Raw genomic sequence first — 24,792 nt, 5'->3', positions numbered from 1 at the left:
CCACGGGCTTGACAACACCCCTCAGGTGCGCTTCGGCTCCGTACGCGCGGCCGCGGCCTGGTCGCGGTCGCGCGCGATCTCGCGGCCGACGACCGCCGCCCCCGAGGTCAGGAGCGCACGACGCCAGGGCAGCGTGCCCTCGATCTCGATCTGGATCGACATCGACAGCACCGTCCGGATGACCACGATGATGCCGAGGATCAGGGCGTCTTCCATCGACGGCTTCGACGTGATCGTGCGGATGAGGTCGGCGGCGACGAGCACCTCGAGGCCTAGGAGGATCGCTCCCCCGAGCGTCGTGCGGAGCGTCGTGAACGCGGCCTGCCCTCCGTCGCCGCGGGCGAGAGAACGGATGCCGAGCACCACGGCGACGACGAATCCGATCACCATGGCCGTCGCGCCGATCAGTTCGAACGCGATCGCGACGGCGACGAAGACCTCTTCCAGGTTCACGCCGCCAGCATAGGGTGCGGGAGGCGTCAGGCCGAACGCCGATCGGCGAGGATCGCGGCACGCTCGGGGTGGTCGGCGAACCAGTCGGCGACGTACCAGCACACCGGGGAGACCCGTCGGTCGCCCCGCCCCTCGATGTCGGCGACGGCACGCTCGACGACCTCGGCGGCGTATCCGTGGCCGCGGAAGGTCGGAACGGTGTACGCGCGCGTCAGGGCGACGGTACGGCCATCGTCGCGGTAGTCCAGGACACTGACGAGGTCGTCACCGTCGTGGAGGGTGTAGCGCGACGCGTCGTGTTCATGGGAGAAACGCAGATCGGTCACCACGACAGGCTACGCCTGCGGCGCCCGGCCAGCCGCCGCTCGCACCCGGTCGCGGCGACTTCACGGGCGTCAGGGCGTGACGCCCGTGCGCGCGAGCTTCCCGTACCAGCGCCCGGAGTCCTTCACCGTGCGCTCGAGGGTGTCGAAGTCGACGCGGACGATCCCGAAGCGCTTGGCGTAGCCGTAGCCCCACTCGAAGTTGTCGAGGAGCGACCACACGAAGTAGCCGCGCAGGTCGACCCCGCGCTCCATCGCGCGATGAGCGGCGGTGAAGTGGCGTCGCAGGTAGTCCCGACGCTCAGGGTCGGGGACCGTGCCGTCCTCCGCGACGACGTCGTCGAAGGCGGCGCCGTTCTCGGTGACCATGAGCGGCTGGTCGGGGAACTCCTCCCCCAGCGCGACGAGGAGTTCCTCGAGCCCTTCGGGCGCGATGTTCCACCCCATGGCCGTGTACGGCCCCGGCTGCTCGACGAACTCCACGACGGTGTCGCTCCCCGGCCACGCGGTCGCACCGGGGACGCCCTTGTGTCCGTCGTTCGTCTGCTTCGGCGAGACGCCGTCCCACATCCGCACGGTGGCCGTGGAGTAGTAGTTGACGCCCAGCACATCGATCGGCTGACGGATGTCGGCGAGGTCGCCGTCGCGCACGAACGACCAGTCGGTGACCTCGCGGGTGTCGGCGAGGAGGTCCTCGGGGTACGCGCCGTGCAGCATAGGACCGGTGAACGCGCGGTTCGCCAGGGCGTCGATGCGCCGCATCGCCTCCGCCGCACCGTCCCCCTCGCCCCGCAGGACGTGGAAGTTGAGGGTGACCGAGTAGTCGGGGTCGCCGGCGGAGGTCGCCCGGAGCGCCTGGACGGCCCGCCCGTGCGCGAGGTTCAGGTGGTGGACGGCGGCGAGCGCGGCATCCGGTTCGTGCCGCCCCGGCGCGTGCCCGCCCTGCCCGTAGCCGAGGTAGGCCGAGCACCACGGCTCGTTGAGCGTGGTCCAGGTGTGCACGCGGTCGCCGAGCGCCGCACCCATGACCTCCGCGTAGCGCTCGAACGCATCGGCCGTCGTGCGGACGGGCCACCCGCCGGCATCCTCCAGCGCCTGCGGAAGATCCCAGTGGTACAGCGTCGCCACGGGACGGATGCCGCGCTCGAGCAGCCCGTCGACCAGGCGGGAGTAGAAGTCGATGCCCGCCTGATTGACCTCGCCGGTTCCGGTGGGCATGATGCGGGGCCACGCGATCGAGAAGCGATACGCCCCGAGACCGAGGTCGTCCATGAGGTCGAGGTCGGCCTCCGCCCGGTGGTAGTGATCGCAGGCGACGTCGCCGGTATCCCCGTTCCACACCTTCCCGGGGGTCTTGGAGAACGTGTCCCAGATCGACGGCCCGCGGCCGTCTTCGTCGAACGCGCCCTCCACCTGGTACGCGGCGGTCGCCGACCCGAAGGTGAAGCCCGCGGGGAAGACGAGTCCGCTGTCTCGGTAGTCGGCGCGGCCGGTCGTCGTGGTCGTGGTCGTGGTCATTCGGTCACTCCCGTGCGGTCGATGGTGAAGGTGGCGGTGCGGCCGTCGGGCGTCACGATCCGGCGCTCGATGGTACCGCTCCCACCCGGGTAGACCTGCCACGTCAAACCGTCGAGATAGTCGTAATCGGGCCGGTCCTCGCGCGCACCCCAGGGCAGCACGGCGCCCGGGCGGACGTAGAGCGGCAGGCTGAACACGTCGTGCCGCTCCTCGATCCAGCGGCCGCCGAACACCCGCGCGCCGGTGAGGAGGTGCGTCCACTCCCCCGCGGGAAGGTAGAACGGCACCCGCCCGTCGGCGCGGAAGACGGGCGCGACCAGCAGGTCGGGGCCGAGCATGTACTGGCGATCGAGGTAGGCGGCGGCGGGGTCGTCCGGGAACTCCAGCACCATCGGACGCATGAGCGGCACACCGGATGCAGCGGCCTCCTCACCGAGACCGAAGAGGTAGGGCATGAGCCGCATCTTCAGACGTTTGCGGGGAGAAGCAACAAAAAAGTTCCCGCCTCTCCGATTGCGAACCCCGCCGGCATCCACATGGGCGATCTGTCACATTTCGTCACACGTCGCGGGGCACCTTTTCCGCAATTTGACCGTCACGGAAACACTCGGTCATAATCAGCCGCATGACTGACAACGCACGCTCTCTGTCCGCCTGGGAGGCGAACGGGACTGCCGGCATGATGATGGCCGGCCGCGTGGCGCTGTGTTGTCGAATGTGCCACTAGCACGGTGATCCCCGCCGGATCCGCCCGTTGGAGCGAGCCTTCGACGCGCATCGGATCCCCCGAGGCGCCGCGCGGACGCGTCGATCACGCGCCGTCGGAGTCCTCGCACACCGCCCCGCCCGGGCATCCGTCGCCTCAGAGCGATCGAAACGCAGAACCCTCTCCCGGCCACCCACGCCGACGACCTCCCGGGGTTCACCTCCTTCAAGGACCATCATCATGTCGAACACCGCACTCCTCGAGCGTCCCGCCGCCCCCGTCCGTCGCCTCCGCCCCGTGAACCGCCCGACCGTGCCCGCAGAGGCATCCGCCGAGACCGCGTCGGCCCCGACTCCCGCCGCGTCCGGCGATCCCGCCGCGTCCGGCGACACCGGCGCACCCGGCAGCGCCGCCGCGCGCAGCCTCCCGCCCGGCACCGCACCGCGCGGCTTCGCGCTGTACGTCGGCATCGACGAGGCCAAGGCCTCCGCAGCCGGGGTGAACCTCGGCGTCCTCGTCGACGCGCTGCGCCGCACGCTCGCCGACCTCGCCCCCTCGGCCGAGACCTACGCCACCGTCGCCCTCGCGCCCGTCGGCGCCGGCGGACGTGACGTCGACGTCGTGCGGCTCGCGCTCCACGAGCCGTCCGCGGTCGCCCGCACGAAGCAGGACGAGCCGCTCGAGGAGGACGCCGTCGCCGGCGGCGTCGTGGTCGACATCTCCCGCAAGCGCGTGCTGATCGACGGCGAATCGGCAGCCTTCACGTTCAAGGAGTTCGAGCTCCTGCAGTACCTGGTGCTGCGCGAGGGCCGCACGATCGAGCGCACCGAGCTGGTCACGTCGCTCTGGCAGGCCGCCAGCGACGAGGAGGCGCCCGGCGAGCGGACGATCGACGTGCACGTGCGGCGTCTGCGCGCCAAGCTCGGCCGGTACGAAGACATCGTGCGCACCGTCCGGGGCGTCGGATACCGCTTCGATCGCCACGCCGACGTCGTGATCCACTACGGCCACGGCACGCCGTCGCCCGACCGCTTCTGACCGCCGCGCCCGTCTCGCACGGCATCCGTCGTCGGTTCGTGTGGCGCATGTGGCCCCCTCGTGCTCGGTGAGGCGGCCGCGACCGCCACACGAACGCGCTCACCGCGAGCGCGCGGGGCGACGTCGGCGGTGCGACGTAGGGTCGAGGGCATGACGATCGTCGAGCGCACGCGCGAGCAGGTCCGCACGCGCCCGGCGACGCCGGCGCGACCCGAGACGCAGCCGCGACCCGAGGCGCCGCTGCAGACCGAGTACCGGCCGCGCCATCCGCTCGATCTCCGCCGCACCGTCATGTTCCAGCGCCGCGGCGCGAACGACCCGACGATGACGATGGCGGGCGCCGTCATCTGGCGGGCGAGCCGCACCCCCGAGGGCGTCGCGACGCTCGCTCTGACGGATGCCGGATCGGGCGTCGTCCGCGCGGCGGCCTGGGGTCCGGGGCGCGAGTGGGCGATCGCCCACGTCCCCGATCTCTGCGGCGCGCGCGACGATGCCACCGGGTTCGCCGCGGAGCGGCATCCGCTGGTCGCGGAGCTTTTCCGCCGGATGCCGGGGCTTCGCCTCGGACGCACCGACGGGGTGTTCGACGCCCTCGCCTGCGCGATCTTCGAGCAGAAGGTCACGGGGATGCAGGCCTTCGCCGCGTGGCGGCGGATCGTCTCCGCGTTCGGCGAGACGGCACCGGGTCCGACGCCGCGCGCGATGGTGGCGCCTCCTGACATCGACGGCTGGCGGGACATCCCCTCGTGGGCGTGGCACCGCGCCGGTCTCGAACCCCCGCAGTCCAAGACCGTGGTGCGTGCCGCGCGGCGGGGCCGCTCGATCGTCCGCGCCGTCGAGGCCGCGAGCGACGGCGAAGCGGTCGACCGTGTCCTCGTCTCGCAACACGGGATCGGCCCGTGGACGTCGGCCGAGACGCGCATCCGCGCCCTCGGCGACGCCGACGCCGTGAGCGTGGGCGACTTCCACCTCGCACATGAGATCGGCTACGCGCTCGCCGGAGCGCGCACCGACGACGACGGGATGCTGGCCCTGCTCGAACCCTGGAGCGGACAGCGGCAGCGCGTCATCCGCCTGCTCGCCGCCGGCGGGGTCCGCGAGCCGCGGCGGGGGCCGCGCCTCCACCCCGAGGACCACCGCGACCGCTGACGCGTCTGCGCAACCGAAGGCGGGTTGCGTGTCGAAGCCTCTGCCGCGCGCGGCGCGTGCGCGCTATCCTGGCGCGCAAGGATCGCGATGCCGCGACCCTCGGAGGAGTACCCGAATGCTCGCCACCCTGCCCGATGCACCCGCCAACGTGCTCGCGTTCCGCGCCGTGGGTTCCGTCCACGCGGACGACTACCGCACGGTCCTCGACCCTGCGATCGACCGGGTGATCGCCGCCGGCGACGTGGTCAACCTGGCCCTCGTCTTCGGCGACGACTTCGACGGCTACTCCTTCGGCGCGCTGTGGCAGGACGCCCGCCTCGAGAGCAAGCCGGCGAGCGCATGGGGCCGCATCGCCCTCATCACCGACCACACGGCCGTCGCCGAGATCATCCACGCGATCGCCTTCCTCTTCCCCTGCGAGCTGCAGATCTTCCGGACGTCGGCGAAGGACAAGGCGATGGTCTGGGCCTCGCGCGCGCCGCAGCGACCGACGATGACGGATGCCGCTCCCTAAAGCACTCCTTTCCCCGACTCCATCGCGGCCATGGAGGATTCGTCGCTGTAAACGTCTCGTTACAGCTGTTCGCCGATGCCTTGAGTGCGCCTGTCACAATGCGAGCATGTGTGCACACTCATCGACATATCGAAGGATGCGCCCATGAACCTCCCCCGCCCCAGTTCCGAAGAGATCGCGGCCGCGGCCGCCCACTACGGCTTCCACCTCTCAGACGGCGAAACCGCCGAACACGTCGCGCTCACATCCGCCGCTCTCAATTCCTACGACACCGTCGCCCGCCTCTACGCTGGCATCGCGCCGGTATCCCCTCCCCGCGCATGGACTCGTCCGCAGAGCGAGGAAAACCCGTACAACGCCTGGTACGTCACCAGCGACATCTCGACCGGCGCCGAGGGGCCCCTGAGCGGCAAACGAATCGCCGTCAAAGACAACGTGGCCGTAGCCGGCATCCCGATGATGAATGGATCCCGCAGCCTCGAAGGTTTCGTGCCCTCGGAGGATGCCACCGTGGTGACGCGACTGCTGGACGCGGGAGCGACCATCGCCGGCAAGGCCGTCTGCGAAGATCTCTGCTTCTCGGGCAGCAGCTTCACAGCTGCAACCGGCCCGCTGCCAAACCCATGGAACCCGGAGTATGCCAACAGCGGCTCATCGAGCGGAAGCGCGGCTCTGCTAGCCGGGGGCGTCGTCGACCTCGCGATCGGCTGCGATCAGGGCGGTTCGATCAGGATGCCGGCGGCCTGGGGCGGTGTCGTCGGACACAAGCCGACGTGGGGACTGGTTCCCTACAGCGGGTGCTTCCCCATCGAGCGCACCATCGATCACGTCGGACCGATGGGAACCAGTGTGAGCGACGTCGCCGCGATGCTCCACGTCATGGCGGGGCGCGACGGCCTGGACCCGCGGCAGCCGGACGACCTCGTTCCGCAGGACTTCGTAGCCGCCGTCTCCCAAGACGTCACGGGCCTGCGTGTCGGAGTGCTGCGCGAAGGCTTCGGGATACCTGGGATGTCCGACGACCGGGTGGACGACCTCGTGCGCGCGTCGGTCGCCACTCTGGAGGCCGTCGGTGCCGTCGTTTCGGATGTCAGCGTGCCGATCCACGGTGACGGCGCCTTCGACATCTGGGCGGTCATCGCTACGGATGGCGCCGCGTACCAGATGTTCGATGGCAACGGATACGGCCTCAATTCGCTCGGCTACACAGATCCCGAGGCAATGGAGTTCTTCTCATCAGGACGCCGAGCGCATGCGGACGAGATCGCGGCCAACGTGCGGCACATCGCGCTCTCCGGGCACTACGGGCTGACCCGTTTCGGTGGCTCCTACTACGCGCGCGCACGACGCCTGGTACCAGGACTCATCGCCGCCTACGATGCGGCGCTGGCAGATGTCGACGTGCTGGTAATGCCGACGATCCCGTTCCTGCCCGGCCGATTGCTCGACGCGGGAGCTGCCTCGATCTCCGAGACCGTCGGAGCCGCGCTCGGCACCCTCTTCAACACCGCTCCCTTCGACGCCACCGGGCACCCGGGGATTTCGGTTCCGGCAGGGCTCGTCGATGGCTTGCCTGTGGGGATGATGATGGTTGGCCGTCGCTTCGATGACGCGACAGTTCTGCGGGCAGCGGCCGGCTACGAGCGCGCTGCGGGCCCGTTTCTGACAGCCGCCTGACGCGTTACGGTGTGTCGATGGGCCTGGCGCCGTCGACACGATCGGAGCATGACGTGGATGTGGAATCTGCCTTCGAAGCACTCTCTCATCAGGTGCGCCGTGAGATCGCGGCGCACCTGGCCGAGTCCGGCGAACTGTCGGCGGGAGATATCGCGGATCGAGTCCCGCAAGTCGGACGAACCACGGTCTCGAGTCATCTGCGGATTCTGCGTACGGCGGGCATTGTGATCGAACGACAAGATGGGCGATACCGTTACTACCGCTTGGACCAGGATGGCATCGTTCGGGAGGTCCTCTCCTTCATGCAGCAGATTCTGCGCCAGCCGGTCACGGATCTCGCGGAGACTGCGACGGCGCTCGACCGTACAGAGCGCCGGACGGGCTGATGGAGGCTTCTTCCCTCGTGCTGACGACGTCGGAGGACGTGCCGCTTTCTCCCGCCGAGGTCTTCGGTTCGTTCGGGCGTGCGGGAACGGGGAACTGGCTGTTCTCCGCGTCATTCGATGACCTGCGGGTCGGTCAAGCGATCTCCCTCCTCCTCCCCGAGGAACTCACCGGACTGGGTGAACGCGCCTGCATCATCGGTGTGCTCTCCGTGGTCAGCCCCGGCCGCCGCATCGAGGTCCAGCACACCCAACCGTGGCGCGGACGACTGGTCATCGCGCTGAAGCGAACCGGGCCGCGCGCGACGCGGGTCCGCGTGAGCGAGCACTTCGACGAACGCGGCCTGCGATGGATGATGCGGGCGAGGGGCTGGCCAAGTGCGGAGGCCAACCCCTCTCGTACCCACCGCATCGGTCTGCTGACAAGCAAGTCGGGCACAGTAGCGATGTTCACCGCTGGATGCGAGAACCTTGCCGAACTGGCGGTGGAACAGCTCAACCTCGACGGCGGCGTGGGCAATCTTCCCTTCGAACTGCTCGTCGGCGACGATGGCTCGGCCCCTCGCCAGGGCGTGAGCGAGGTGCGCCGGCTGGCGCGCCTCGGATGCAGCGTCATCATCGCTAGCGTCTCCTCCGCGACGTATCGGGCCGTGGAGGCGGCGATGGCGCACGAGGACGTGCTGCTCATCCAGCCGATCATGAATGAGGGCGGTCTAGGGGCAAACCCGCTGTCTTTCCGCCTGGGGGAGCGTCCGCGATCGCAATTCCGCCGCTCCCTGCAATCCGTCCCCGACGCAGCGCGAGCCGCGTGGTTTCTGGTCGGAAACTCGTACGCCTGGTCCGAGGGCGCGCACCGAGCCGTTCGGGAAGACCTTCGTCGGAGGCGAGCTCTCGTTCGCGGAGAGCACCTGCTTCCGCTCGGCGCCCAGGATTTCGCCCCCGTCATCGACAAGATCCAGCAGTCCGGGGCGGATTTCGTCCTCTCTTCACTGGTCGGACACGATGAGGTGGCTTTTCAGCGCACCTTATGGGCGTCTGGTCTCCGCCACACCGTGACGACCGTGTCCCTGACAGCCGACGATCTCACTGTCGATCACATCGGTCGCGCGGCTGCCGAAGGCGTGTGGGCAGTGTCGGGCTACTTCTCCGGCCTCGGCTGCGCGGACGACGGCCCGCTGCAGGCGCACAACACGCAGCGCTATGGTCCGTGGGCGCCGGCGATCACCACCTATTCAGAATCCACGTACACCGCCATTCAGGTATACGCGCGGGCTCTCGCTGCCGCCGGTCGCGACGCTTCCCGCCGCGAGATCGCGACGGCCCTGTCCTCGATCGCGTATCGAGCGCCGCGCGGCGCGATCCGGGTCGATGGGCGCCAGCATCTGCACGGCCCGCTGCACGTCGTCCAGGCACGACAGGGCACATGGCGATCCGCATGAGCCGAGGGAGCGCGGACACCATCGATGGTGACTCGTCAGCGCCGCCCCTAGGCTGAGCGCATGACTACCCCTCGCTCGCGCTGGACGCGCGGCCGCTCCGGCTGGGCCTTCGGCACCGCCCTGGTCTTCGCGCTCGGCATCATCTTCGGCCTCATCTGGGAGAACCTGCTGCTGGGCCTCGTGATCGCCGCCGCGGTCTCGATCGGCTGGCTCATCGCCTACGAGTCCTGGCGCGGTCGCAACGTCGGGCTCGAGAACCGCGACGACGACGGAGCTCAGCTCTAGCCGCCCCGACGGAGACCGGAACCATGCGGATCGCGATCGCGGGAGCAACAGGACGCGTCGGCGTACCGGCGAGCGAGATCGCCCGCGCGCGCGGTCACGACGTCGTCGCGCTCACCCGCACGGATGGCGTCGATCTTGTCACCGGCGCCGGCACGGACGCGGCGCTGACGGGCGTGGACGTCGTCATCGACGTGACCCACCACGAGACCCGCAGCACCCGCCGGTCGGTGGACTTCTTCACCGCGGTCACCGCCACGCTGCTCGATGCCGAAGTCCGGGCGGGTGTCCGACACCACGTCGCCCTGTCGATCGTCGGCATCGACGGCCAGACCTCCGGGTATTACGCCGGCAAACTGGCCCAGGAGGCGGCGGTGCAGGCGGGACCGGTCCCCTGGACCCTTCTCCGCGCCACGCAGTTCCACGAGTTCGCGGGGCAGATCTGGGAGGTCGCCTCCGTCGGTCCCCTCCACCTGGCGCCCCGGATGCGCACGCAGCCGATCGCGGCACGGGAGGTCGCCTCCCACCTCATCGACCTCGCCGAAGGACGCCCGCGCGGACGCGCCCGCGACCTCGCCGGTCCGCACGAGGAGAGCCTCGTCGCCATGGTCCGCGCCTACGGCCGGGCGATCGGGCGCCCGGCGACGCGCTGGCGCGTGCCCGCCATCTCACTCCCGGGCGATTTCGGCCGATGGCAACGCGACGGTTCCGCCCTTCCGGGTGCGGGTGCGACCCTCGGCGAGCAGACCTTCGCCGACTGGGTCGAGGAGACCCGCGCCGCGCGGTGATCCCCGCCCGCGGTGAACGCCGACTGAACAACCCCTGAGTCGCCTTGCCGCGGATCGACGCGGCCGACTACGGTAACCGAGGGCGCCCTGCGCCCGAACCGAACCGCGAGAGCGAGGTGATCTTGATGCCCAGTGACAGTTGCAGTCCTCGGCCGGACGCCGCGCACCCTCGCGATCTCTCCTCCTGAGCGCGACACCCGCGCGTCCGGCGATCATCCGGATGCCGCTCCCGTCGGCATCCGGCATCCGTTCGCCCTCGCGCGAGCCGTTCGCGCGCGACAGGAGTGAGATCCGTCATGACCCCCGAGCAGACCCGCGCCCTCGATGACCGTGTACTGGCGATCGAACAGGCCCTCAGCGCCGACGATCTGGCCGCGACGTCGTCGCTGATCGCCGACGCCCCCACCCACGAGGTGGTGGCCGTGATCGAGCGGCTGGACGCCCGCCGGCGCGCGGTGGTCTACCGTCTGCTGCCGAAGCAGCGCGCCCTCGAGGTCTTCGAGGACCTCCCCGCGTCGCTCCAGGGCGATCTCGTCGACGCGCTGCAGGACTCCGAAGTCGCCGCCGTGTTCGCCGACCTCGATCCGGACGACCGCGTGCGCCTCCTCGACGAGCTCCCGGCCTCCGTCGCCCCACGGCTCCTGCGGGGGCTCCCCGTCGACGAGCGCACGCTCACCGCCGCGGTGCTGGGCTACCCGCAGGATTCGATCGGGCGCCGCATGAGTCCCGAGTACGTCACGCTCCGCCCGACGGTCCGGGTCTCCGACGCGCTCGCCCGCGTGCGTTCCCGCGTCCGCGATGCCGAGACGGTCTACACGATCCCGGTCATCGACGACGCGCGCACGGTCGTCGGCGTCATCAGCCTGCGCGACCTGCTCGGCGGCGCCGACGACGACACCGTGGGCGCGCTCATGAGCGAGCCCCACACCGCGACCGCCACCGACGACGCCGAGGACGCCGCGCGCCTGTGCGCCGACCTCGGCGTGCTCGCGCTTCCCGTCGTCGACAGCGAAGGGCGCCTCGTCGGCATCCTCACCATCGACGACGCCGTCCGCATCCTCGAGCAGGAGGAGAGCGAGGATGCCGCACGCCAGGGTGGTGCCGAGCCGCTCCGTCGACCGTACCTGTCGACGCCGATCCTCCGAATCGTCCGCTCGCGCGTGGTGTGGCTGTTCGTGCTCGCGGTCGGCGCGACCCTGACGGTGCAGGTGCTGTCGGTGTTCGAAGACACCCTGGCGCAGCTCACCGTGCTGGCGCTGTTCGTACCGCTGCTCATCGGAACGGGCGGAAACACCGGCAACCAGGCCGCGACGACCGTGACCCGGGCCCTGGCGCTCAGCGAGGTACGCACGCGGGACGTGTGGCGGGTGCTGTCGCGCGAGGTCCGCGTCGGCGCGCTCCTCGGGCTGCTGCTTGGCGTCCTCGGGTTCGCGATCACCAGCGTCGTGTTCGACCTGCAGGTGGGACTGGTGATCGGACTCACCCTGCTGTCGATCTGCACGGTCGCGGCATCCGTCGGCGGTGTCATGCCGCTCCTCGCCCGCGCGATCCGGGTCGACCCGGCCGTGTTCTCGAACCCGTTCATCACGACGTTCGTCGACGCGACCGGGCTCGTCATCTACTTCCTGATCGCCCGCGCGGTGCTGCAGATCTGACCGTTCACATCTCTTCGTGCGTCTCGGGGTCGCCGTCCCACAGCCGACCGCGCTCCAGCGCGGCGACGGCGGCGACCTGGTCGTCGGTGAGGGTGAACCCGAACACGTCGGCGTTCTCGCGCTGCCGGTCGGCGTCGGCGGACTTCGGAATGGGGGTGCTCTGCAGCTGGGTGTGCCAGCGCAGCACGACCTGTGTCGGGGTCGCGTCGTGGACCGCGGCGAGGTCGGTGATGAGCTGCTCGGCGAGCAGATCGCTGCGGCGGGCGAGCGGGCTCCAGCTCTCGGTACGGATGCCGTGCTCCGCGTGGAAGGCACGGAGCGCGCCCTGGGGGAAGTAGGGGTGGAGCTCGACCTGGTTCACCGCCGGGACGACACCGGTCTCGTCGATCAGCTCGGTGAGCATCGCCTCGGTGAAGTTCGAGACACCGATCGAGCGGACGAGTCCCTGCTCGCGCGCGTCGATCATGCCTCGCCACGTGTCGAGGTACTTCCCGACGCTCGGGTTCGGCCAGTGGATGAGCTGGAGGTCGATGCGCTCGAGGCCGAGCCGGTCGAGCGAACCGCGGATGCTGTCGACGGCTTCGGCGCGGCCGTGGTGACGGCCCGGGATCTTCGAGGTGACGATGAGGTCGTCGCGATCGACGTCCGACCGGCGGATCGCCTCACCCACCTCGCGCTCGTTCTCGTAGTTCACTGCGGTGTCCAGCAGCCGGTAGCCGGAGGCGATGGCCGAGACGATCGCCTCGATCCCCTCCTCGCCCCGGAGGTTGTAGGTTCCGAGCCCGAGTTCGGCGAAGGGGTGACCGTCGTTCAGGGTGAGCGCAGGGATCGTCAGCATCCCCCCATGATGCCCGAGGGATCCGACGCGGGGGCGGAGGCGGCGCAGAGCCGGGCGGCGGCGACGTCGAGCGCGTCGACGAAGTACGCTCGGCGGATGCGCGTGATCGATTCCGTGGCGCAGCTGCGGGCCGCCCTCGACCCCGTTCGTCGCCGCGGGGGTCGAATCGGCCTCGTCCCCACGATGGGCGCCCTCCACGAGGGACACCTGACCCTCATCCGCGAGGCCGCGCGGGTCTCGGACGAGGTCGTCGTGTCGGTCTTTGTCAACCCGATGCAGTTCACCGATGCCGCCGACCTCGCCGCCTACCCGCGCGATCCCGAGACGGATGCCGCGATGGCCGCCGCCGCGGGAGCCACCGTGGTCTTCACCCCGAGTCCCGGCGAGGTCTACCCCGCGGGCTTCTCCACCGGCATCCGCGTCGGAGGGGTGAGCGAGCCATGGGAGGGAGCGGCGCGCGGCGCGGCCCACTTCGACGGGGTGGCGCTGGTGGTCACCAAGCTCTTCTTCATGGTGGGCGCCGACGCCGCCTGGTTCGGCCGGAAGGACGCGCAGCAGGTCGCCGTGGTGCGCCGGCTCGTGCGCGACCTGAACATCCCGATCGAGATCCACGCCGTCCCGACCGTCCGCGACACCGACGGGCTGGCGCTGTCGAGTCGGAACGTCCGGCTGAGCGCCGCCGATCGCGACCAGGCCCTCGCGATCCCGCGTTCGCTCGCCACGGCCCGTGCCGCCGTCGCCGACGGCGAGACGGATGCCGCTTCCCTCACCGCACGGGCGATCGCGTCGTTGCGCACGGCCGGGATCGAGCCGGAGTACTGGGCGATCGTCGACCCGGACTCGTTCGCCCCGCTCACCCGGATCGAGGCGGAGGCGCTCGCGATCGTCGCCGCGCCGGTCGGGGGCGTGCGGCTCATCGACAACGAGCTGCTGCGCCCCTGACGTCCGTCGCGGATCAGAAGAGCGTGGAGAGCCCACCGTCGACCACCACGGTCTGACCGGTGAGGTAGGACGCCTCGTCCGATGCGAGGAACGCCACCAGCGCCCCGACCTCGGCGGGGGTCCCCCAGCGGCCGAGCGCGGTGCGGGTCGCGACGACGTCGGCGATCCGCACGTCGACGAGCAGGTCGGCGTTGGAGTCGGTGACGATGGTGCCGGGCGCGACGGAGTTGACGCGGCATCCGAGGGGTCCCAATTCGGACGCGAGGGACCGCGTGAGCCCGTCGAGTCCCGCTTTCGCCGCGGCATACCCGGGATCGCCCGCGCGCCCACGGAGGGCCGCCACCGACGACACCGTGACAATCGACCGGAGCGCTCCGCCGGCGGCCTCGGCTCCGGCCAGGCACCGACGGATCACGTCGTAGACCGCGACGAGGTCCGCCCCCACGAGCGCCGAGAAGGCCGCCGTGTCGAGATCGCGCACGCCGCGACGGTCGCGGATGCCGACGTTGTTGACGAGGATGTCGGGCACGAGGCCCCCCTGCGCCGCCGCGGCGAACGCGGCGTCCAGCTCACCGGGATCGGTGACGTCCGCGGCGAACGCGTGCGCGTCGACGCCGCCCGCCCGCAGCTCCGCGATCCGCGGAGCGAGGGTCACGGCGTCCCGTCCGCCGACGAGGACCCGGGCACCGCGGTCGGCGAGCGCATCCACGATCGCGCGGCCGATCCCCACGCGGCCACCGGTGACGAGCGCCGTGCGACCGGCGAGGCTTCGCGGACGGACCGCGCCGTCGTCGACGGGGATGCTCACCCGAAGCCCTCGGAACCGTCGACCTCGCCGAGGTCGTCGACGCCGTCGAGCGCTGCGGCAACCTCCGCCGCGTCCCACGACGACGCGTTCGACGCCGCGGGGAACGAGCCGTCACGGACGGCCGCGGCGTACTCGTCGAGGGCCGCGACCGTCTCGCCGCCGAGTGAGCGGAACCGGCGCGCGTGGCGCGGCACGAAGTCGTCGTAGAGTCCGAGGAGATCGTGCCAGACCTGCACCTGTCCGTCGCACCCGGCGCCCGCACCGATCCCCACCGTGGGGATGTCGAGCCGTGCGGTGATGGCCGCGGCGAGCTCGGCGGGCACGAGCTCGAGCACGACGCCCCACGCTCCGGCGGCCTGCACCGCGAGCGCGTCGCGCAGCACGCGCCGCGCCTGATCGCGCCCGCGCCCCTGGACGCGGAGGCCGAGCGCATGGACCGACTGCGGCGTGAAGCCGATGTGGGCGAGGACCGGGATGCCGATCTCGACGAGGCGACGGATCGTCGACGCCTGCGCGACCCCGCCCTCGAGCTTGACCGACTGGCATCCGCCCTCGGCCATGAGACGGGTGGCGGCGCGGACGGCGTCGTCCTCGATCGCGTAAGTGCCGAAGGGAAGGTCGGCGACGATCATCGGGCGGGAGGCTCCGCGGGCCACCATGCGCGTGTGGTAGATCATGTCGTCGAGGGTCACCGGCAGGGTGCTGTCGTGCCCCTGCACGACCATTCCGACCGAGTCGCCGACGAGGATCGTGTCGACGGCGCTGCGTTCGACCAGGCGCGCCGAGGTGTAGTCGTACGCGGTGACCATGGTGAACCGCTCCCCCGCATCGCGCATCGCACGGATCCGCTCGATGGTGGTGCGCATGTCGCGCCTCCTCTCCGAGCCGCTCGACGCCGGGCTCACACGCGAGTCCGCGGGCCGGCGGGCATCCTCCAGCCTGTCAGACTCCCGCGCGACGTGGGGCCCGGCCGCTCACGCGAAGGATGCCGGATCCTCCGCGTCCAGCAATCCGCGGATGGTCGTGATGACCCCCTCCTCGGTGTGCGAGGGCGCGCGGAAGCGGGCGCGGTCGACCACCTCGGGATGCGCGCCCGCCATCGCGGACGACAGATGCGCGGCATCCAGCATCTCGAGGTCATTCAGATAGTCCCCGAACGCGGCGGTGTTCTCGGGGCCCACCCCCAGGGCGCGCTGCAGCGCGGTGAGGGCGACGCCCTTGTTGACGCCCCGGTTCATGACGTCGACCCAGTGGGCGCCCGAGACCACGACCTGGTGGGTCTCGCGCACGTCGGCGAGCGCCGCGGCGACCCGTTCACCGCCCGCGAAGCCGTAGACGGCGATCTTGAGGATCTGATCGTCCACGTCGGCGAGCGCGGACACGTGCGAGAGACGCGCGTAGTACGTCGCGGCCTCGTCGGCGAACGCGGCATCCGTCCGCTCGATGTACGCGGAGGCCTTGCCGCACAGCACCACCCCGAGATCCTCGTGGGCAGCGAGGTCGGTCAGGCGCGCGAGCACGGCGTCGACGACGTCCCGGTCCATCGCGACGGAGCTGACCTCCTCGCCCGCCCGCACGACGTACCCGCCGTTCTCGGCGATGAAGACGAGCTCGTCGCGGTGATCGGGGAACGCCTCCTGCAGCGTGGCGAGCTGGCGACCGCTCGCGGGGGCGAAGTGGATGTCGCGCGCCCGCAGCTCCTCCAGGAGCGGCCACAGCGCATCCGGCACCCGGCCTTGCGCATCCAGCAGCGTGCCGTCCATGTCGACGGCGATCAGGCGCAGGTCCTCGGCGGAAGTCACGCCTTCCAGCGTCGCACACCGCACGGATGCCGCCCGCGGGCGGGGCCGCTACGGTAGCGGTGTGACTGCACCCATCGACCCCACCGGCACGTCCGCCTGGGCGGAGCTCGCACGGCTCCGCGACGGCTTCACCCCCGATCTGCGCGCCTGGTTCGCGGCAGACCCCGACCGCGTGAGCGCGCTGACGTTCGATCTGGACGACCTGCGCGTCGACCTGTCGAAGAACCTCGTCGACGCCGAGATCGTCGCCGCCCTCGTACGCCTGGCCGAAGAGACCGGCGTCGCCGACCGCTACGCGGCGATGCGCGCGGGCGCGCACATCAACACCACCGAAGACCGCGCGGTTCTGCACACCGCCCTCCGCCGCCCCGCGGGCGCGTCGCCGGCGCTCGTCGTGGACGGGCAGGACGTCGACGCCGACGTGCAGTCGGTGCTCGAGGCGATGTCGGCCTTCGCCGAGCGCGTGCGCTCGGGCGAGTGGCAGGGGGTGACGGGCAAGAAGGTCACGCACGTCGTCAACATCGGCATCGGAGGCTCCGACCTCGGTCCGGTGATGATCTCCACCGCCCTCCAGCCGTATGCGGATGCCGGCATCCAGGCCCGGTTCGTGTCGAACATCGACCCGACCGACCTCGCGCAGAAGACCGCCGACCTCGACCCCGAGACGACGCTGTTCATCGTCGCGTCGAAGACCTTCACGACGCTGGAGACGCTCACCAACGCCCGTCTCGCCCGCGACTGGCTGTGGGCGGGACTCGCCGCCGCCGGCGCGATCGACGACTCCGACGACGCCCGGACGGATGCCGTGGCGCACCACTTCGTCGCCGTCTCGACGGCGCTGGAGAAGGTCGCCGAGTTCGGCATCGATCCGGTGAACGCGTTCGGCTTCTGGGACTGGGTCGGCGGGCGTTACTCGGTGGACTCGGCGATCGGCGTGTCGCTCGTGATCGAGTTCGGCCCCGAGGTCTTCCGCGATCTCCTCGCCGGCTTCCACGCGGTCGACGAGCACGTGGGATCGACGCCGCTGGCCGAGAACGTCCCGGTCCTCATGGGGCTGCTGAACGTCTGGTACGTGAACTTCCTCGGCGCGCAGTCGCACGCCGTCCTCCCCTACGCCCAGCAGCTGAGCCGCTTCCCCGCGTACCTCCAGCAGCTGACGATGGAGTCCAACGGCAAGTCGGTGCGCTGGGACGGTTCCCCCGTCACCACCGACACCGGCGAGGTCTTCTGGGGCGAACCGGGGACGAACGGGCAGCACGCGTTCTACCAGCTCATCCACCAGGGCACGCGCCTGATCCCGGCCGACTTCATCGCGTTCGTGAACCCCGCCTACCCCCTCGAGGACGGCGGCCGCGACGTGCACGGCCTGTTCCTGTCGAACTTCCTCGCCCAGACCAAGGCGCTGGCGTTCGGCAAGACCGCCGAGGAGGTCGAAGCCGAGGGCACCACCGGCGCACTTGTCGCCGCGCGCACGTTCGCCGGCAACCGCCCGACGACGTCGATCTTCGCTCCGGCGCTGACCCCCCGCGTGCTCGGCGAGCTCATCGCCCTGTACGAGCACATCACCTTCACGCAGGGCACCGTCTGGGGTATCAATTCCTTCGACCAGTGGGGCGTCGAGCTCGGCAAGCAGCTCGCGCTGCAGATCGCGCCCGCGATCGAGGGCGACGAGGACGCGATCGCCGCACAGGATGCCTCGACGCAGGCACTCCTGGAGTACTACCGCACGCACCGGGGCTGAGCCTCGACACATCAGCGCGGCCGGATGGGAATTCCCACCCGGCCGCGCTGCGTTGGGCCCCACATGACCACGGTAGGAATCATCGGAGCAGGACACATCGGCAGCACCCTCGCGGAGGCGCTCTCCGCCCACGGCTACGACGTCGTGATCAGCAACTCGCGCGGCCCGGAGACGCTCGCCCCGCTCGTGGAGCGCCTCGGCGACCGCGTGCGCGCCGCCACGGCGGACGAGGCGGCGGAGGCCGGCGAGTGGGTCGTCGTCACCGTGCCGCTGAAGAACGTCACCGACATCCCCGCGGCACCGCTCTCGGGGAAGATCGTCGTGGACACGAACAACTACTACTGGGAGCGCGACGGCCGCATCGACGCTCTCGAGCAGAAGCAGACGACCACGACGCGGATGGTGCAGGACCACTTCGCCGACGCGAAGGTCGTCAAGGGCTTCAACCACATCCCGTCTGCGGAGATCCTCACGGATGCCGCCGAAGCCGGCGCCCCGGATCGCCGCGCGCTCGTCGCGGCGAGCGACCACCCCGAGGCGACGGCGTTCCTCACGGCGCTGTACGACGAACTCGGCTTCGACACCGTCGCACTGGAGGTCGCCGAGAGCTGGCGGATCGAGCGCGACCAGCCGGGATACGGCATCCGTCTGACGGCCGACCAGCTGCGCGAGAAGCTCACCGCCGCCGAGCGCTGAGCGCCCGCACGAGAACGACGAAGGGCGCCCCCTCCCGGGGGGCGCCCTTCGTCATCAGCGGCTTACTTGAAGGTGTCCTTGACGTCCTCGCCGGCCTTCTTCGCGTCGGCCTTGACCTGGTCGGCCTTGCCCTCCGCGGCGAGCTTGTCGTTGTCGGTCGCGTTGCCGATCGCTTCCTTCGCCTTGCCGGTGAGGTCCTGCGCGGCGTTCTTGATCTTGTCGTCGAGGCCCATGAGGCGTCCCTTCTCTCGGTGGATGTGTCTCGGTGAAGAGGTTCGGAGAACCGCCTTCACGAATGAGAGGCGCACGCGGCACGATTCGTCACAAAAAAGATTGGGGCCGGTTTCGGGCGGGTGGTGCGCTTCGGCCGATGCGGCGCGAGACCGAGGGCTCAGCCCGCGAGGGCCTCCGCCACCCAGCGCGCGTACGCCTGCCACGGCGGAACGCCCCCGGTGACGGCATCGATGTGCGCCCGCAGCTCCGGGGTGTCGCGGAACCACTCCCCGCCCTCGCGCACGGTCGCGAACTCACGGTGTCGTCGCTGTTCGAGCGAGCGCCCGCCCCGCTCGAACCCGAGCAGCTCGTCGTGCCAGATCGCCCGCACCCGCCGGCGCGGATGCCGGGAGGTCCCGATCTTGATCCGCTCGGCGAACCGCAGGTAGTAGACGACCTCGATCGTCGGCATCGGCAGGTCGGAGTCGGGAGCGTCGCCGACGCGCCAGCCGCAGTCCGCGCACCTCCAGCCGTCCGCCGCGCGGATGCCGGCGTCGCTTCCGCACAGCGTGCAGGGTCCCGGCATCCCTCCGACGATCGTCATGAGGAGACGGTAGAGGAGGGCACCGACGTTCGATCAGCCGAGCGCGACGGCGACGTGGCCGCCGGCGTGCTCGTACGAGAGGGTGTGGTCGTCGTATTCGACGACGGTTCCGATGTCGTGCAGGACGGCGGCGACATAGAGCAGTTCATGATCGACGCGGTCGACTCCGTCGATCTGTGCGAAGCCCTCCGCCCAGAGCCAGGATCGCATCGCGTGAGCGGTGAGGGCGGGAGACTGATAGGCGCGGGCGAGCTCGAGCGCGGCCCGCGCCGCGGGGGTCTCGGGGACGGAGAAGTCGGAGATCTGCACACCCGACTATCGCCGCGCGGCACCGCTCGCCGCCGTCCTTCGCCGGGCAGTCCGCGACGGTTTCCTGCCAGAAGCGCGAGCGCTGGCCGACTGACCGCACGTCCTTCCGGAAAAGGTCTTCCCTTCCGTTACATCACCGTTATAGAGTGCTCGCACGGTAACCGTTTGCTGTGGCGGGAACCGGACATGTGATTACTCTCGGTGCAAGGGTTGCGGGCCGGTCGGATGCCTCTCCGACCGGCCTTCACCGTCTCGCGGCGGCCGCGATCCCGGCCGTGAACGCGCGGATGACGTCGGGAAGCCGATCATCGTCCCGCGTCGCGAGCCACCACCCGGTGATCCCCTCGGCCGCGGCGTGGATCCCGGTCACCGCCCGGTCGACGTCGATCTCCGAGCCCGGGTTCGCCCCCGCCCAGTCCGTCACGAGCGCGTGGACGCGGTCGCGCGCCAGCGCAGCCTCGCTCTGCGCCGCCTCGCGGAGCTCCGGCGACAGGCGCGCCGACGCCGTGAGCGCGGCGAGGCTCTCCGTCAGGCGCGGGTCCGCTCGGATCACTGCCGCGTACGCCGTGAGCGCCACCTCCACGGAGGGTTCGAACCCCGGGTCCGCCATCGGCGCCGTCCACGCGGCATCCACGGCGGACGACGTCTCGCGCAGGAGCAGCGCCGCGACCAGCTCGGCCTTGGATCCGAAGGCGTACGACACCACGCGGTGGGCGACGCCGGCCCGATCGGCGACGGTCCGCAGCGACAGCGCCTCCACGCCCCCGTCGCGCAGGACCGCGACCGCCGCGTCGAGCAGGACCGCGCGGCGCTCTGTCACCGACAGATAAGGGCGGGCGCGACCGTCGCTCACAGAGTTCTCCGAGACATGTCCGCCATCCTACTTTTATCCACTCGGACCAAAAGGAGCCTTCGATGACCACCGTGACGATCACCCCCGCCCGCATCGACGACCTCGACGACGCCGCTCGCGTTCTCGCACGGGCCTTCGCCGACGACCCCGCGCTGCTCGCCGTGGTCCCCGCGGGGCCGGACCGCGCACGCCGGCTCACCGCGCTCTTCCGCACCACCCTCGCCGCCGGCCCGTTCCCGACCGGCACGGTCGACCTCGCGCGCGACGAGTCCGGGCGGATCCTCGGGGTCGCCGCGTGGGAGGGGCCGGCCGCGCGGCGGGGCGGCATCCTCCGCCGTCTCGCACAGCTCCCTCAGCTCCTACGCGCCCTCGGCCCCGCGGCACTCCTGCGCGCGGCCCGGGTCTCTGCGATCTTCGCCGCGCGACGTCCGCGCGAGCCGCACTGGTATCTGGCCGAGATCGGCGTCGCACCCGAGGCCCGGGGACTCGGCATCGGCCGACGACTGCTGACGACACACCTCGCCGCCCTCGACCGGATGCGGCAGGCGGCCTACCTCGAATCGTCGACCTCGATCAACCGTCGCCTCTACACGCGGCTCGGCTTCGTGGAGCTCGGTGCGATCGACGGCCTCGACGGCGCGCGCCCCATGGCGATGCTCCGCCCTCCTCAGGTCGCCTGATCCGCTTCCCGCCCGACGCGGCCCTCCGCCCGGCGCGCGTCGGGGGTGGCGACGATACCGTCCGCATGGGCGGCGACCCACTCCATGAGCGGGCCGAGCTTCTCCATCAGCGCATCCCCGAGATCCGTCAGGGCGTAGTCCACACGGGGCGGGACCTCGGGGTAGGACGTGCGGACGACGAGGCCGTCCGACTCGAGCGTGCGCAGCGTGCTGGAGAGCATCTTCTCGCTGATGCCGTCGATCCTGCGGCGGAGGTCACCCCAGCGGATCGCGCCATCGGTGAGGGCGAACAGGATGAGGACCCCCCACTTCGACATGACGTGGTCGAGAACCGTCCGGGTGGGGCAGCTCTCGCGGAAGACACCGGCGTGCTGCTCCCGCAGATCCGAGAAACTCACCTTCACGTGGGTACCTTACCTCAAAGTGGGTACCCACGAATTGGAATGCGGTCCGGATGCGCCCCGTTGGCGAGAGGGCGCGCACACGCCCGCACTCGCGAAAGGACCTCCCATGAGCATTCTCGTCACCGGTGCATCCGGTCACCTCGGTCGCCACGTCGTCGACTCCCTCCTCGCCCGCGGGGTCGCCCCCGCCGACATCGTCGCGGGCGTCTTCACCGCGGAGAAGGGCGCCCCGCTCCGCGACCTCGGCGTCACCGTCGTGCCGCTGGACGTCAACGACCCCGCGACCGTGACCGCCGCCCTCGCGGGCGTGAGCCGCGTGCTTCTCATCTCCGGTCCGGACGTCGCGAACCGCGTGGACGGCCACCGCACGGTCATCGAGGCGGCCGCCGCGGCGGGCGTCGAGCTCCTGGTGTACACGAGCGTCGCACGCGCGACGTCGTTCGTGTGGCCGCTGGGAGAGAGCCACCGCATCACCGAGGAGATCATCGCCGCCTCCGGCGTTCCCGCGGTCGTGCTCCGCAACAACTGGTACCACGAGAACCAGACCCAGGACGTCCTGGGCGCGGCCGAGTCCGGCGTCATCGCGGCGGCGACGGGCGACGCCCGCGTGGCGAGCGCGAGCCGGAAGGACTACGCCGAGGCCGCCGCCGCCGTCCTGACCGAGGACGGCCACGCCGGCCGGATCTACGAGCTCGGTGGCGACACGGCCTGGACCTACGACGAGCTCGCCGCCACCGCGGGCGAGATCCTCGGCCGGGAGGTGCGCTTCGTCGCCCAGACCCCCGCCGAGAGGACGGCGACCCTGGAGGGCTTCGGCCTGCCCGCGGACGTCGCGCCCTTCGTCGCGAGCATCGACGAGGGCATCGCCGGCGGGGTGCTGGCCGAATCCGACGGCACCCTCGCGCGCCTCATCGGGCGCGCGACGACGCCCCTCGCCGAGACGCTTCGTGCCGAGGTCGCCGCCGCCCGGGCGTGAGAGCGCGGGTCCTGCGCGGCTCAGTCGGCGAGGAGCTCCTCGCGGACGCGGCGGCGCAGGACCTTGCCGATCTGCGAGCGCGGCAGGTCATCGACCTGCACCACCCGGCGGGGCACCTTGTACGCGGTGAGGTGCGACCGGCAGAAATCACGCAGTGCGTTGGCGTCGAAGGCTGCGCCGTCCGCCAGCACCACCGCGGCGACGACCTCCTCGCCGCCCGAGGGACGCGGAAGCCCGACGACCGCGGCATCCGCGACATCCGGATGCTGGATGAGCACCTGCTCGACCTCGCTCGGGCTGACGTTGAAGCCGCCCGTGATGATGAGCTCCTTGACCCGGTCGATGACGGTGACGAAGCCGTCCTCGGAGACGGTGACGATGTCGCCGGTGCGCAGCCAGCCGCCCTCGAGCATCACCGCGGCCGTCTCGTCGGGCCGGCGCCAGTAGCCGCCGAACACCTGCGGGCCGCGGATGAGGAGCTCGCCGGCGTCACCGATCGCGCGGTCGCTCGCCGGATCCTCGGGGTCGACGACGCGGATCTCGGTGCTGGGGAACGGAACACCGACGGTGCCCGGGCGCCGCGACGGGCCGATCGGGTTGCCGAGGGCGACGGGCGAGGTCTCGGTCATTCCGTATCCCTCGACGAGAAGGCCGCCGGTGGCCTCCTCCCAGCGCGCGACGGTCGCCACCGGGAGGCTCATCGCGCCCGAGATCGCGAAGCGGATCGTCGAGAGGTCGACGCCCTTGCGCGAGGTCGCACGGGCCAGGGCGTCGTAGATCGGAGGGACGCCGGGGAGGAACGTCGGCGGCGACGACTTCGCCGCGGTGACGACCATGTCGACGTCGAACTTGGGGAAGAGCACCACTCGGGCGCCGATCGACATCGCGAAGGTGAGGCAGAGGGTCAGCCCGTACGCGTGGAACATGGGCAGCACCGCGTAGAAGGTCTCCTCCCCCTCGCGGAGCCCCGGCACCCACGCGCGACCCTGCGCGGCGTTCGAGCGGAGGTTCCGATGCGACAGGATCGCCGCCTTCGGGGTCCCCGTGGTTCCGCTGGTCAGCTGCAGCAGCGCCGTGTCGTCGAGCGTGGGAGCGGGCCACTTCTTCGGCAGCCTCCGCTCCTTCACCCAGCTCTTCCACGAGCGGATGCCGCGTGCCGACGGCTTCGCGGTCATCGCCTCGCGCGAGGCCCGCGCCGCGGGCACCGGCAGACGCAGCGCCACCCGCTTGAGCCAGGGCAGGGCATCCGGGAGGCGGACGGCGACGATCGCGCGCGGCGCGATGTCGCTCGGGAAGTCGGCGACGAGGTCGGCGACCTTGTCCCACACGATCGCGACGACCGCCTCGTGCACCTCGAACTGGTGGCGGAGCTCGCGAGCGGTGTACAGCGGATTGTGCTCGACGACGATGGCTCCGATGCGGAGAGCGGCGTAGAACGCAACCACGTGCTGCGGGCAGTTGGGGAGGATCAGCGCGACCCGGTCCCCCGCCTTGACGCCGAGCTTCCGCAGCGCACTCGCCGCCCGCAACACCTGGTCCTCGAGCTCGGCGTACGTGGTCTCCGCGCCGAAGAACTCCAGGGCGACGTGATCGCCGAACCGCGCGACCGCTCCCTCGAGCATCGCCACGAGGGTGTCGCGGACGGGCTCGATCTCGTGCGGCACGCCCTCGGCGTAGGCCGAGAGCCACGGGCGGTCGCGGAGGGGGGATTCGGATGCCGGAGCGTCGCTGTTCGTCACCCGTTCAGCGTAGGACGCCCCGACCGTGCGGGGCCTGACAGCGGCGCCGCACCGCGGCATCCGTCATCGCGCGAGCGGTTCGTGTGGCAGTTGCGGCCCTCTCCTCGCATCTGAGGCGGCCACACGGGCCACACGAACGCGCACTCGAACACCCGCGACGGAAACCTTTCGAAATTTGTTGTTAGCGGCACCATTCTGTGGAAGCGTGGCCGGCGCCGCGCCTGCATCCGTCGTCGCATGGAGATCCCCCGGGCGCGCGCGC

Annotated in this window: 29 protein-coding genes; 15 read left to right on the top strand and 14 right to left on the bottom strand. The window is 70.9% G+C overall.

Annotated features, from left to right (window positions below; genetic code table 11):
• Nucleotides 1-21: 21 nt before the first annotated feature.
• From AB0O93_RS01125 to AB0O93_RS01110, 4 genes are all read right to left on the bottom strand, one after another.
• Nucleotides 22-453, bottom strand: a complete 432-nt coding sequence (locus tag AB0O93_RS01125) for a DUF1622 domain-containing protein (protein WP_301134737.1) — start codon at nucleotides 451-453, stop codon at nucleotides 22-24.
• Between the two features lie 26 nt (nucleotides 454-479).
• A complete protein-coding gene (locus AB0O93_RS01120; RefSeq protein WP_363339714.1) occupies nucleotides 480-779 on the bottom strand; it encodes a GNAT family N-acetyltransferase in 300 nt (99 codons plus the stop codon).
• Between the two features lie 69 nt (nucleotides 780-848).
• Entirely contained in the window at nucleotides 849-2,294 is a 1,446-nt protein-coding gene (locus tag AB0O93_RS01115; RefSeq protein ID WP_363339712.1) for a GH1 family beta-glucosidase, read from the bottom strand.
• Nucleotides 2,291-2,749: an alpha-D-xyloside xylohydrolase gene (locus AB0O93_RS01110; RefSeq protein ID WP_363339710.1), complete on the bottom strand. Its 459-nt coding sequence runs from the start codon at nucleotides 2,747-2,749 to the stop codon at nucleotides 2,291-2,293. Before AB0O93_RS01110 ends, AB0O93_RS01115 begins: the two co-directional genes overlap by 4 nt.
• Before the next feature lie 491 nt (nucleotides 2,750-3,240).
• Here AB0O93_RS01110 and AB0O93_RS01105 point away from each other — a divergent pair, with 491 nt between their 5' ends.
• The 10 genes from AB0O93_RS01105 (at nucleotide 3,241) to mgtE (ending at nucleotide 11,925) form a co-directional block, all read left to right on the top strand.
• Nucleotides 3,241-4,038 carry a winged helix-turn-helix domain-containing protein gene (locus tag AB0O93_RS01105; protein ID WP_363339708.1) on the top strand — a complete coding sequence of 266 codons (798 nt, stop codon included), beginning with the start codon at nucleotides 3,241-3,243 and terminating at the stop codon, nucleotides 4,036-4,038.
• A 150-nt stretch (nucleotides 4,039-4,188) separates the two neighbouring features.
• Nucleotides 4,189-5,187, top strand: a complete 999-nt coding sequence (locus tag AB0O93_RS01100) for a DNA-3-methyladenine glycosylase 2 family protein (protein ID WP_363339706.1) — start codon at nucleotides 4,189-4,191, stop codon at nucleotides 5,185-5,187.
• Between the two features lie 115 nt (nucleotides 5,188-5,302).
• Complete coding sequence (locus AB0O93_RS01095; RefSeq protein ID WP_363339705.1) at nucleotides 5,303-5,701, top strand: STAS/SEC14 domain-containing protein; 399 nt, start codon at nucleotides 5,303-5,305, stop codon at nucleotides 5,699-5,701.
• A 144-nt stretch (nucleotides 5,702-5,845) separates the two neighbouring features.
• Nucleotides 5,846-7,378 (top strand): amidase, encoded by a 1,533-nt coding sequence (locus AB0O93_RS01090; RefSeq protein WP_363339703.1) that lies wholly within the window; start codon nucleotides 5,846-5,848, stop codon nucleotides 7,376-7,378.
• Between the two features lie 17 nt (nucleotides 7,379-7,395).
• On the top strand, nucleotides 7,396-7,764 hold the full coding sequence (locus AB0O93_RS01085) for a metalloregulator ArsR/SmtB family transcription factor (protein ID WP_363339701.1): 369 nt from the start codon (nucleotides 7,396-7,398) through the stop codon (nucleotides 7,762-7,764).
• 200 nt (nucleotides 7,765-7,964) lie between these two features.
• A complete protein-coding gene (locus tag AB0O93_RS01080; RefSeq protein ID WP_363339699.1) occupies nucleotides 7,965-9,200 on the top strand; it encodes an ABC transporter substrate-binding protein in 1,236 nt (411 codons plus the stop codon).
• A gap of 60 nt (nucleotides 9,201-9,260) precedes the next feature.
• The gene (locus tag AB0O93_RS01075; RefSeq protein WP_363339697.1) at nucleotides 9,261-9,485 is read left to right on the top strand and encodes a hypothetical protein; all 225 of its coding nucleotides are present in this window, start codon (nucleotides 9,261-9,263) and stop codon (nucleotides 9,483-9,485) included.
• A 23-nt stretch (nucleotides 9,486-9,508) separates the two neighbouring features.
• Entirely contained in the window at nucleotides 9,509-10,270 is a 762-nt protein-coding gene (locus AB0O93_RS01070) for an SDR family oxidoreductase (RefSeq protein WP_363339695.1), read from the top strand.
• Nucleotides 10,271-10,402: 132 nt separating this feature from the next.
• Nucleotides 10,403-10,558 carry a hypothetical protein gene (locus AB0O93_RS01065; RefSeq protein WP_363339693.1) on the top strand — a complete coding sequence of 52 codons (156 nt, stop codon included), beginning with the start codon at nucleotides 10,403-10,405 and terminating at the stop codon, nucleotides 10,556-10,558.
• Nucleotides 10,559-10,566: 8 nt separating this feature from the next.
• Nucleotides 10,567-11,925: a magnesium transporter gene (gene mgtE, locus AB0O93_RS01060; RefSeq protein WP_363339692.1), complete on the top strand. Its 1,359-nt coding sequence runs from the start codon at nucleotides 10,567-10,569 to the stop codon at nucleotides 11,923-11,925.
• A 4-nt stretch (nucleotides 11,926-11,929) separates the two neighbouring features.
• Here the strand turns inward: mgtE and AB0O93_RS01055 are convergent, their stop codons facing one another.
• Nucleotides 11,930-12,763, bottom strand: a complete 834-nt coding sequence (locus AB0O93_RS01055) for an aldo/keto reductase (protein WP_363339690.1) — start codon at nucleotides 12,761-12,763, stop codon at nucleotides 11,930-11,932.
• 6 nt (nucleotides 12,764-12,769) lie between these two features.
• On the opposite strand from AB0O93_RS01055, the gene panC reads away from it, so the two are divergent.
• The gene (gene panC / locus AB0O93_RS01050; protein WP_363339688.1) at nucleotides 12,770-13,705 is read left to right on the top strand and encodes a pantoate--beta-alanine ligase; all 936 of its coding nucleotides are present in this window, start codon (nucleotides 12,770-12,772) and stop codon (nucleotides 13,703-13,705) included.
• 13 nt (nucleotides 13,706-13,718) lie between these two features.
• Here panC and AB0O93_RS01045 read toward each other — a convergent pair whose 3' ends face one another.
• From AB0O93_RS01045 to AB0O93_RS01035, 3 genes are all read right to left on the bottom strand, one after another.
• Nucleotides 13,719-14,513 carry an SDR family oxidoreductase gene (locus tag AB0O93_RS01045; protein WP_363339686.1) on the bottom strand — a complete coding sequence of 265 codons (795 nt, stop codon included), beginning with the start codon at nucleotides 14,511-14,513 and terminating at the stop codon, nucleotides 13,719-13,721.
• A complete protein-coding gene (gene panB, locus AB0O93_RS01040) occupies nucleotides 14,510-15,379 on the bottom strand; it encodes a 3-methyl-2-oxobutanoate hydroxymethyltransferase (RefSeq protein ID WP_363339684.1) in 870 nt (289 codons plus the stop codon). The genes AB0O93_RS01045 and panB overlap by 4 nt, the downstream gene beginning before the upstream one ends.
• Nucleotides 15,380-15,487: 108 nt before the next feature.
• Nucleotides 15,488-16,315, bottom strand: coding sequence for a Cof-type HAD-IIB family hydrolase (locus tag AB0O93_RS01035; RefSeq protein WP_363339682.1), 828 nt, complete (start codon nucleotides 16,313-16,315; stop codon nucleotides 15,488-15,490).
• A gap of 61 nt (nucleotides 16,316-16,376) precedes the next feature.
• Between AB0O93_RS01035 and pgi the strand changes: the two genes are divergently transcribed.
• Both pgi and AB0O93_RS01025 read left to right on the top strand, forming a co-directional pair.
• On the top strand, nucleotides 16,377-18,056 hold the full coding sequence (gene pgi, locus AB0O93_RS01030) for a glucose-6-phosphate isomerase (protein WP_363339680.1): 1,680 nt from the start codon (nucleotides 16,377-16,379) through the stop codon (nucleotides 18,054-18,056).
• Between the two features lie 24 nt (nucleotides 18,057-18,080).
• Entirely contained in the window at nucleotides 18,081-18,752 is a 672-nt protein-coding gene (locus AB0O93_RS01025) for an NAD(P)-binding domain-containing protein (RefSeq protein WP_363339678.1), read from the top strand.
• Nucleotides 18,753-18,814: 62 nt separating this feature from the next.
• Here the strand turns inward: AB0O93_RS01025 and AB0O93_RS01020 are convergent, their stop codons facing one another.
• From AB0O93_RS01020 to AB0O93_RS01005, 4 genes are all read right to left on the bottom strand, one after another.
• On the bottom strand, nucleotides 18,815-18,985 hold the full coding sequence (locus tag AB0O93_RS01020; protein WP_363339676.1) for a CsbD family protein: 171 nt from the start codon (nucleotides 18,983-18,985) through the stop codon (nucleotides 18,815-18,817).
• A gap of 158 nt (nucleotides 18,986-19,143) precedes the next feature.
• Nucleotides 19,144-19,569, bottom strand: coding sequence for a GIY-YIG nuclease family protein (locus AB0O93_RS01015; RefSeq protein ID WP_363339674.1), 426 nt, complete (start codon nucleotides 19,567-19,569; stop codon nucleotides 19,144-19,146).
• A gap of 33 nt (nucleotides 19,570-19,602) precedes the next feature.
• A complete protein-coding gene (locus tag AB0O93_RS01010; RefSeq protein WP_363339672.1) occupies nucleotides 19,603-19,878 on the bottom strand; it encodes an HD domain-containing protein in 276 nt (91 codons plus the stop codon).
• A gap of 244 nt (nucleotides 19,879-20,122) precedes the next feature.
• Complete coding sequence (locus AB0O93_RS01005) at nucleotides 20,123-20,731, bottom strand: helix-turn-helix domain-containing protein (protein ID WP_363339670.1); 609 nt, start codon at nucleotides 20,729-20,731, stop codon at nucleotides 20,123-20,125.
• Between the two features lie 62 nt (nucleotides 20,732-20,793).
• Between AB0O93_RS01005 and AB0O93_RS01000 the strand changes: the two genes are divergently transcribed.
• The gene (locus AB0O93_RS01000; RefSeq protein ID WP_363339668.1) at nucleotides 20,794-21,411 is read left to right on the top strand and encodes a GNAT family N-acetyltransferase; all 618 of its coding nucleotides are present in this window, start codon (nucleotides 20,794-20,796) and stop codon (nucleotides 21,409-21,411) included.
• Here the strand turns inward: AB0O93_RS01000 and AB0O93_RS00995 are convergent.
• Nucleotides 21,399-21,815 carry a helix-turn-helix domain-containing protein gene (locus AB0O93_RS00995; RefSeq protein ID WP_363339666.1) on the bottom strand — a complete coding sequence of 139 codons (417 nt, stop codon included), beginning with the start codon at nucleotides 21,813-21,815 and terminating at the stop codon, nucleotides 21,399-21,401. The two genes, AB0O93_RS01000 and AB0O93_RS00995, sit on opposite strands and share 13 nt — an antisense overlap.
• Before the next feature lie 106 nt (nucleotides 21,816-21,921).
• Here AB0O93_RS00995 and AB0O93_RS00990 point away from each other — a divergent pair, with 106 nt between their 5' ends.
• Nucleotides 21,922-22,791 (top strand): SDR family oxidoreductase, encoded by an 870-nt coding sequence (locus tag AB0O93_RS00990; RefSeq protein ID WP_363339664.1) that lies wholly within the window; start codon nucleotides 21,922-21,924, stop codon nucleotides 22,789-22,791.
• Nucleotides 22,792-22,811: 20 nt separating this feature from the next.
• Here AB0O93_RS00990 and AB0O93_RS00985 read toward each other — a convergent pair whose 3' ends face one another.
• Nucleotides 22,812-24,530 carry a long-chain-fatty-acid--CoA ligase gene (locus tag AB0O93_RS00985; RefSeq protein WP_363339662.1) on the bottom strand — a complete coding sequence of 573 codons (1,719 nt, stop codon included), beginning with the start codon at nucleotides 24,528-24,530 and terminating at the stop codon, nucleotides 22,812-22,814.
• Between the last annotated feature and the right edge of the window lie 262 nt (nucleotides 24,531-24,792).

It is taken from the genome of Microbacterium sp. NPDC077184, assembly GCF_040687055.1.
Lineage (GTDB): Bacteria > Actinomycetota > Actinomycetes > Actinomycetales > Microbacteriaceae > Microbacterium.
This window is presented reverse-complemented; position numbering and strand designations above follow the sequence as displayed.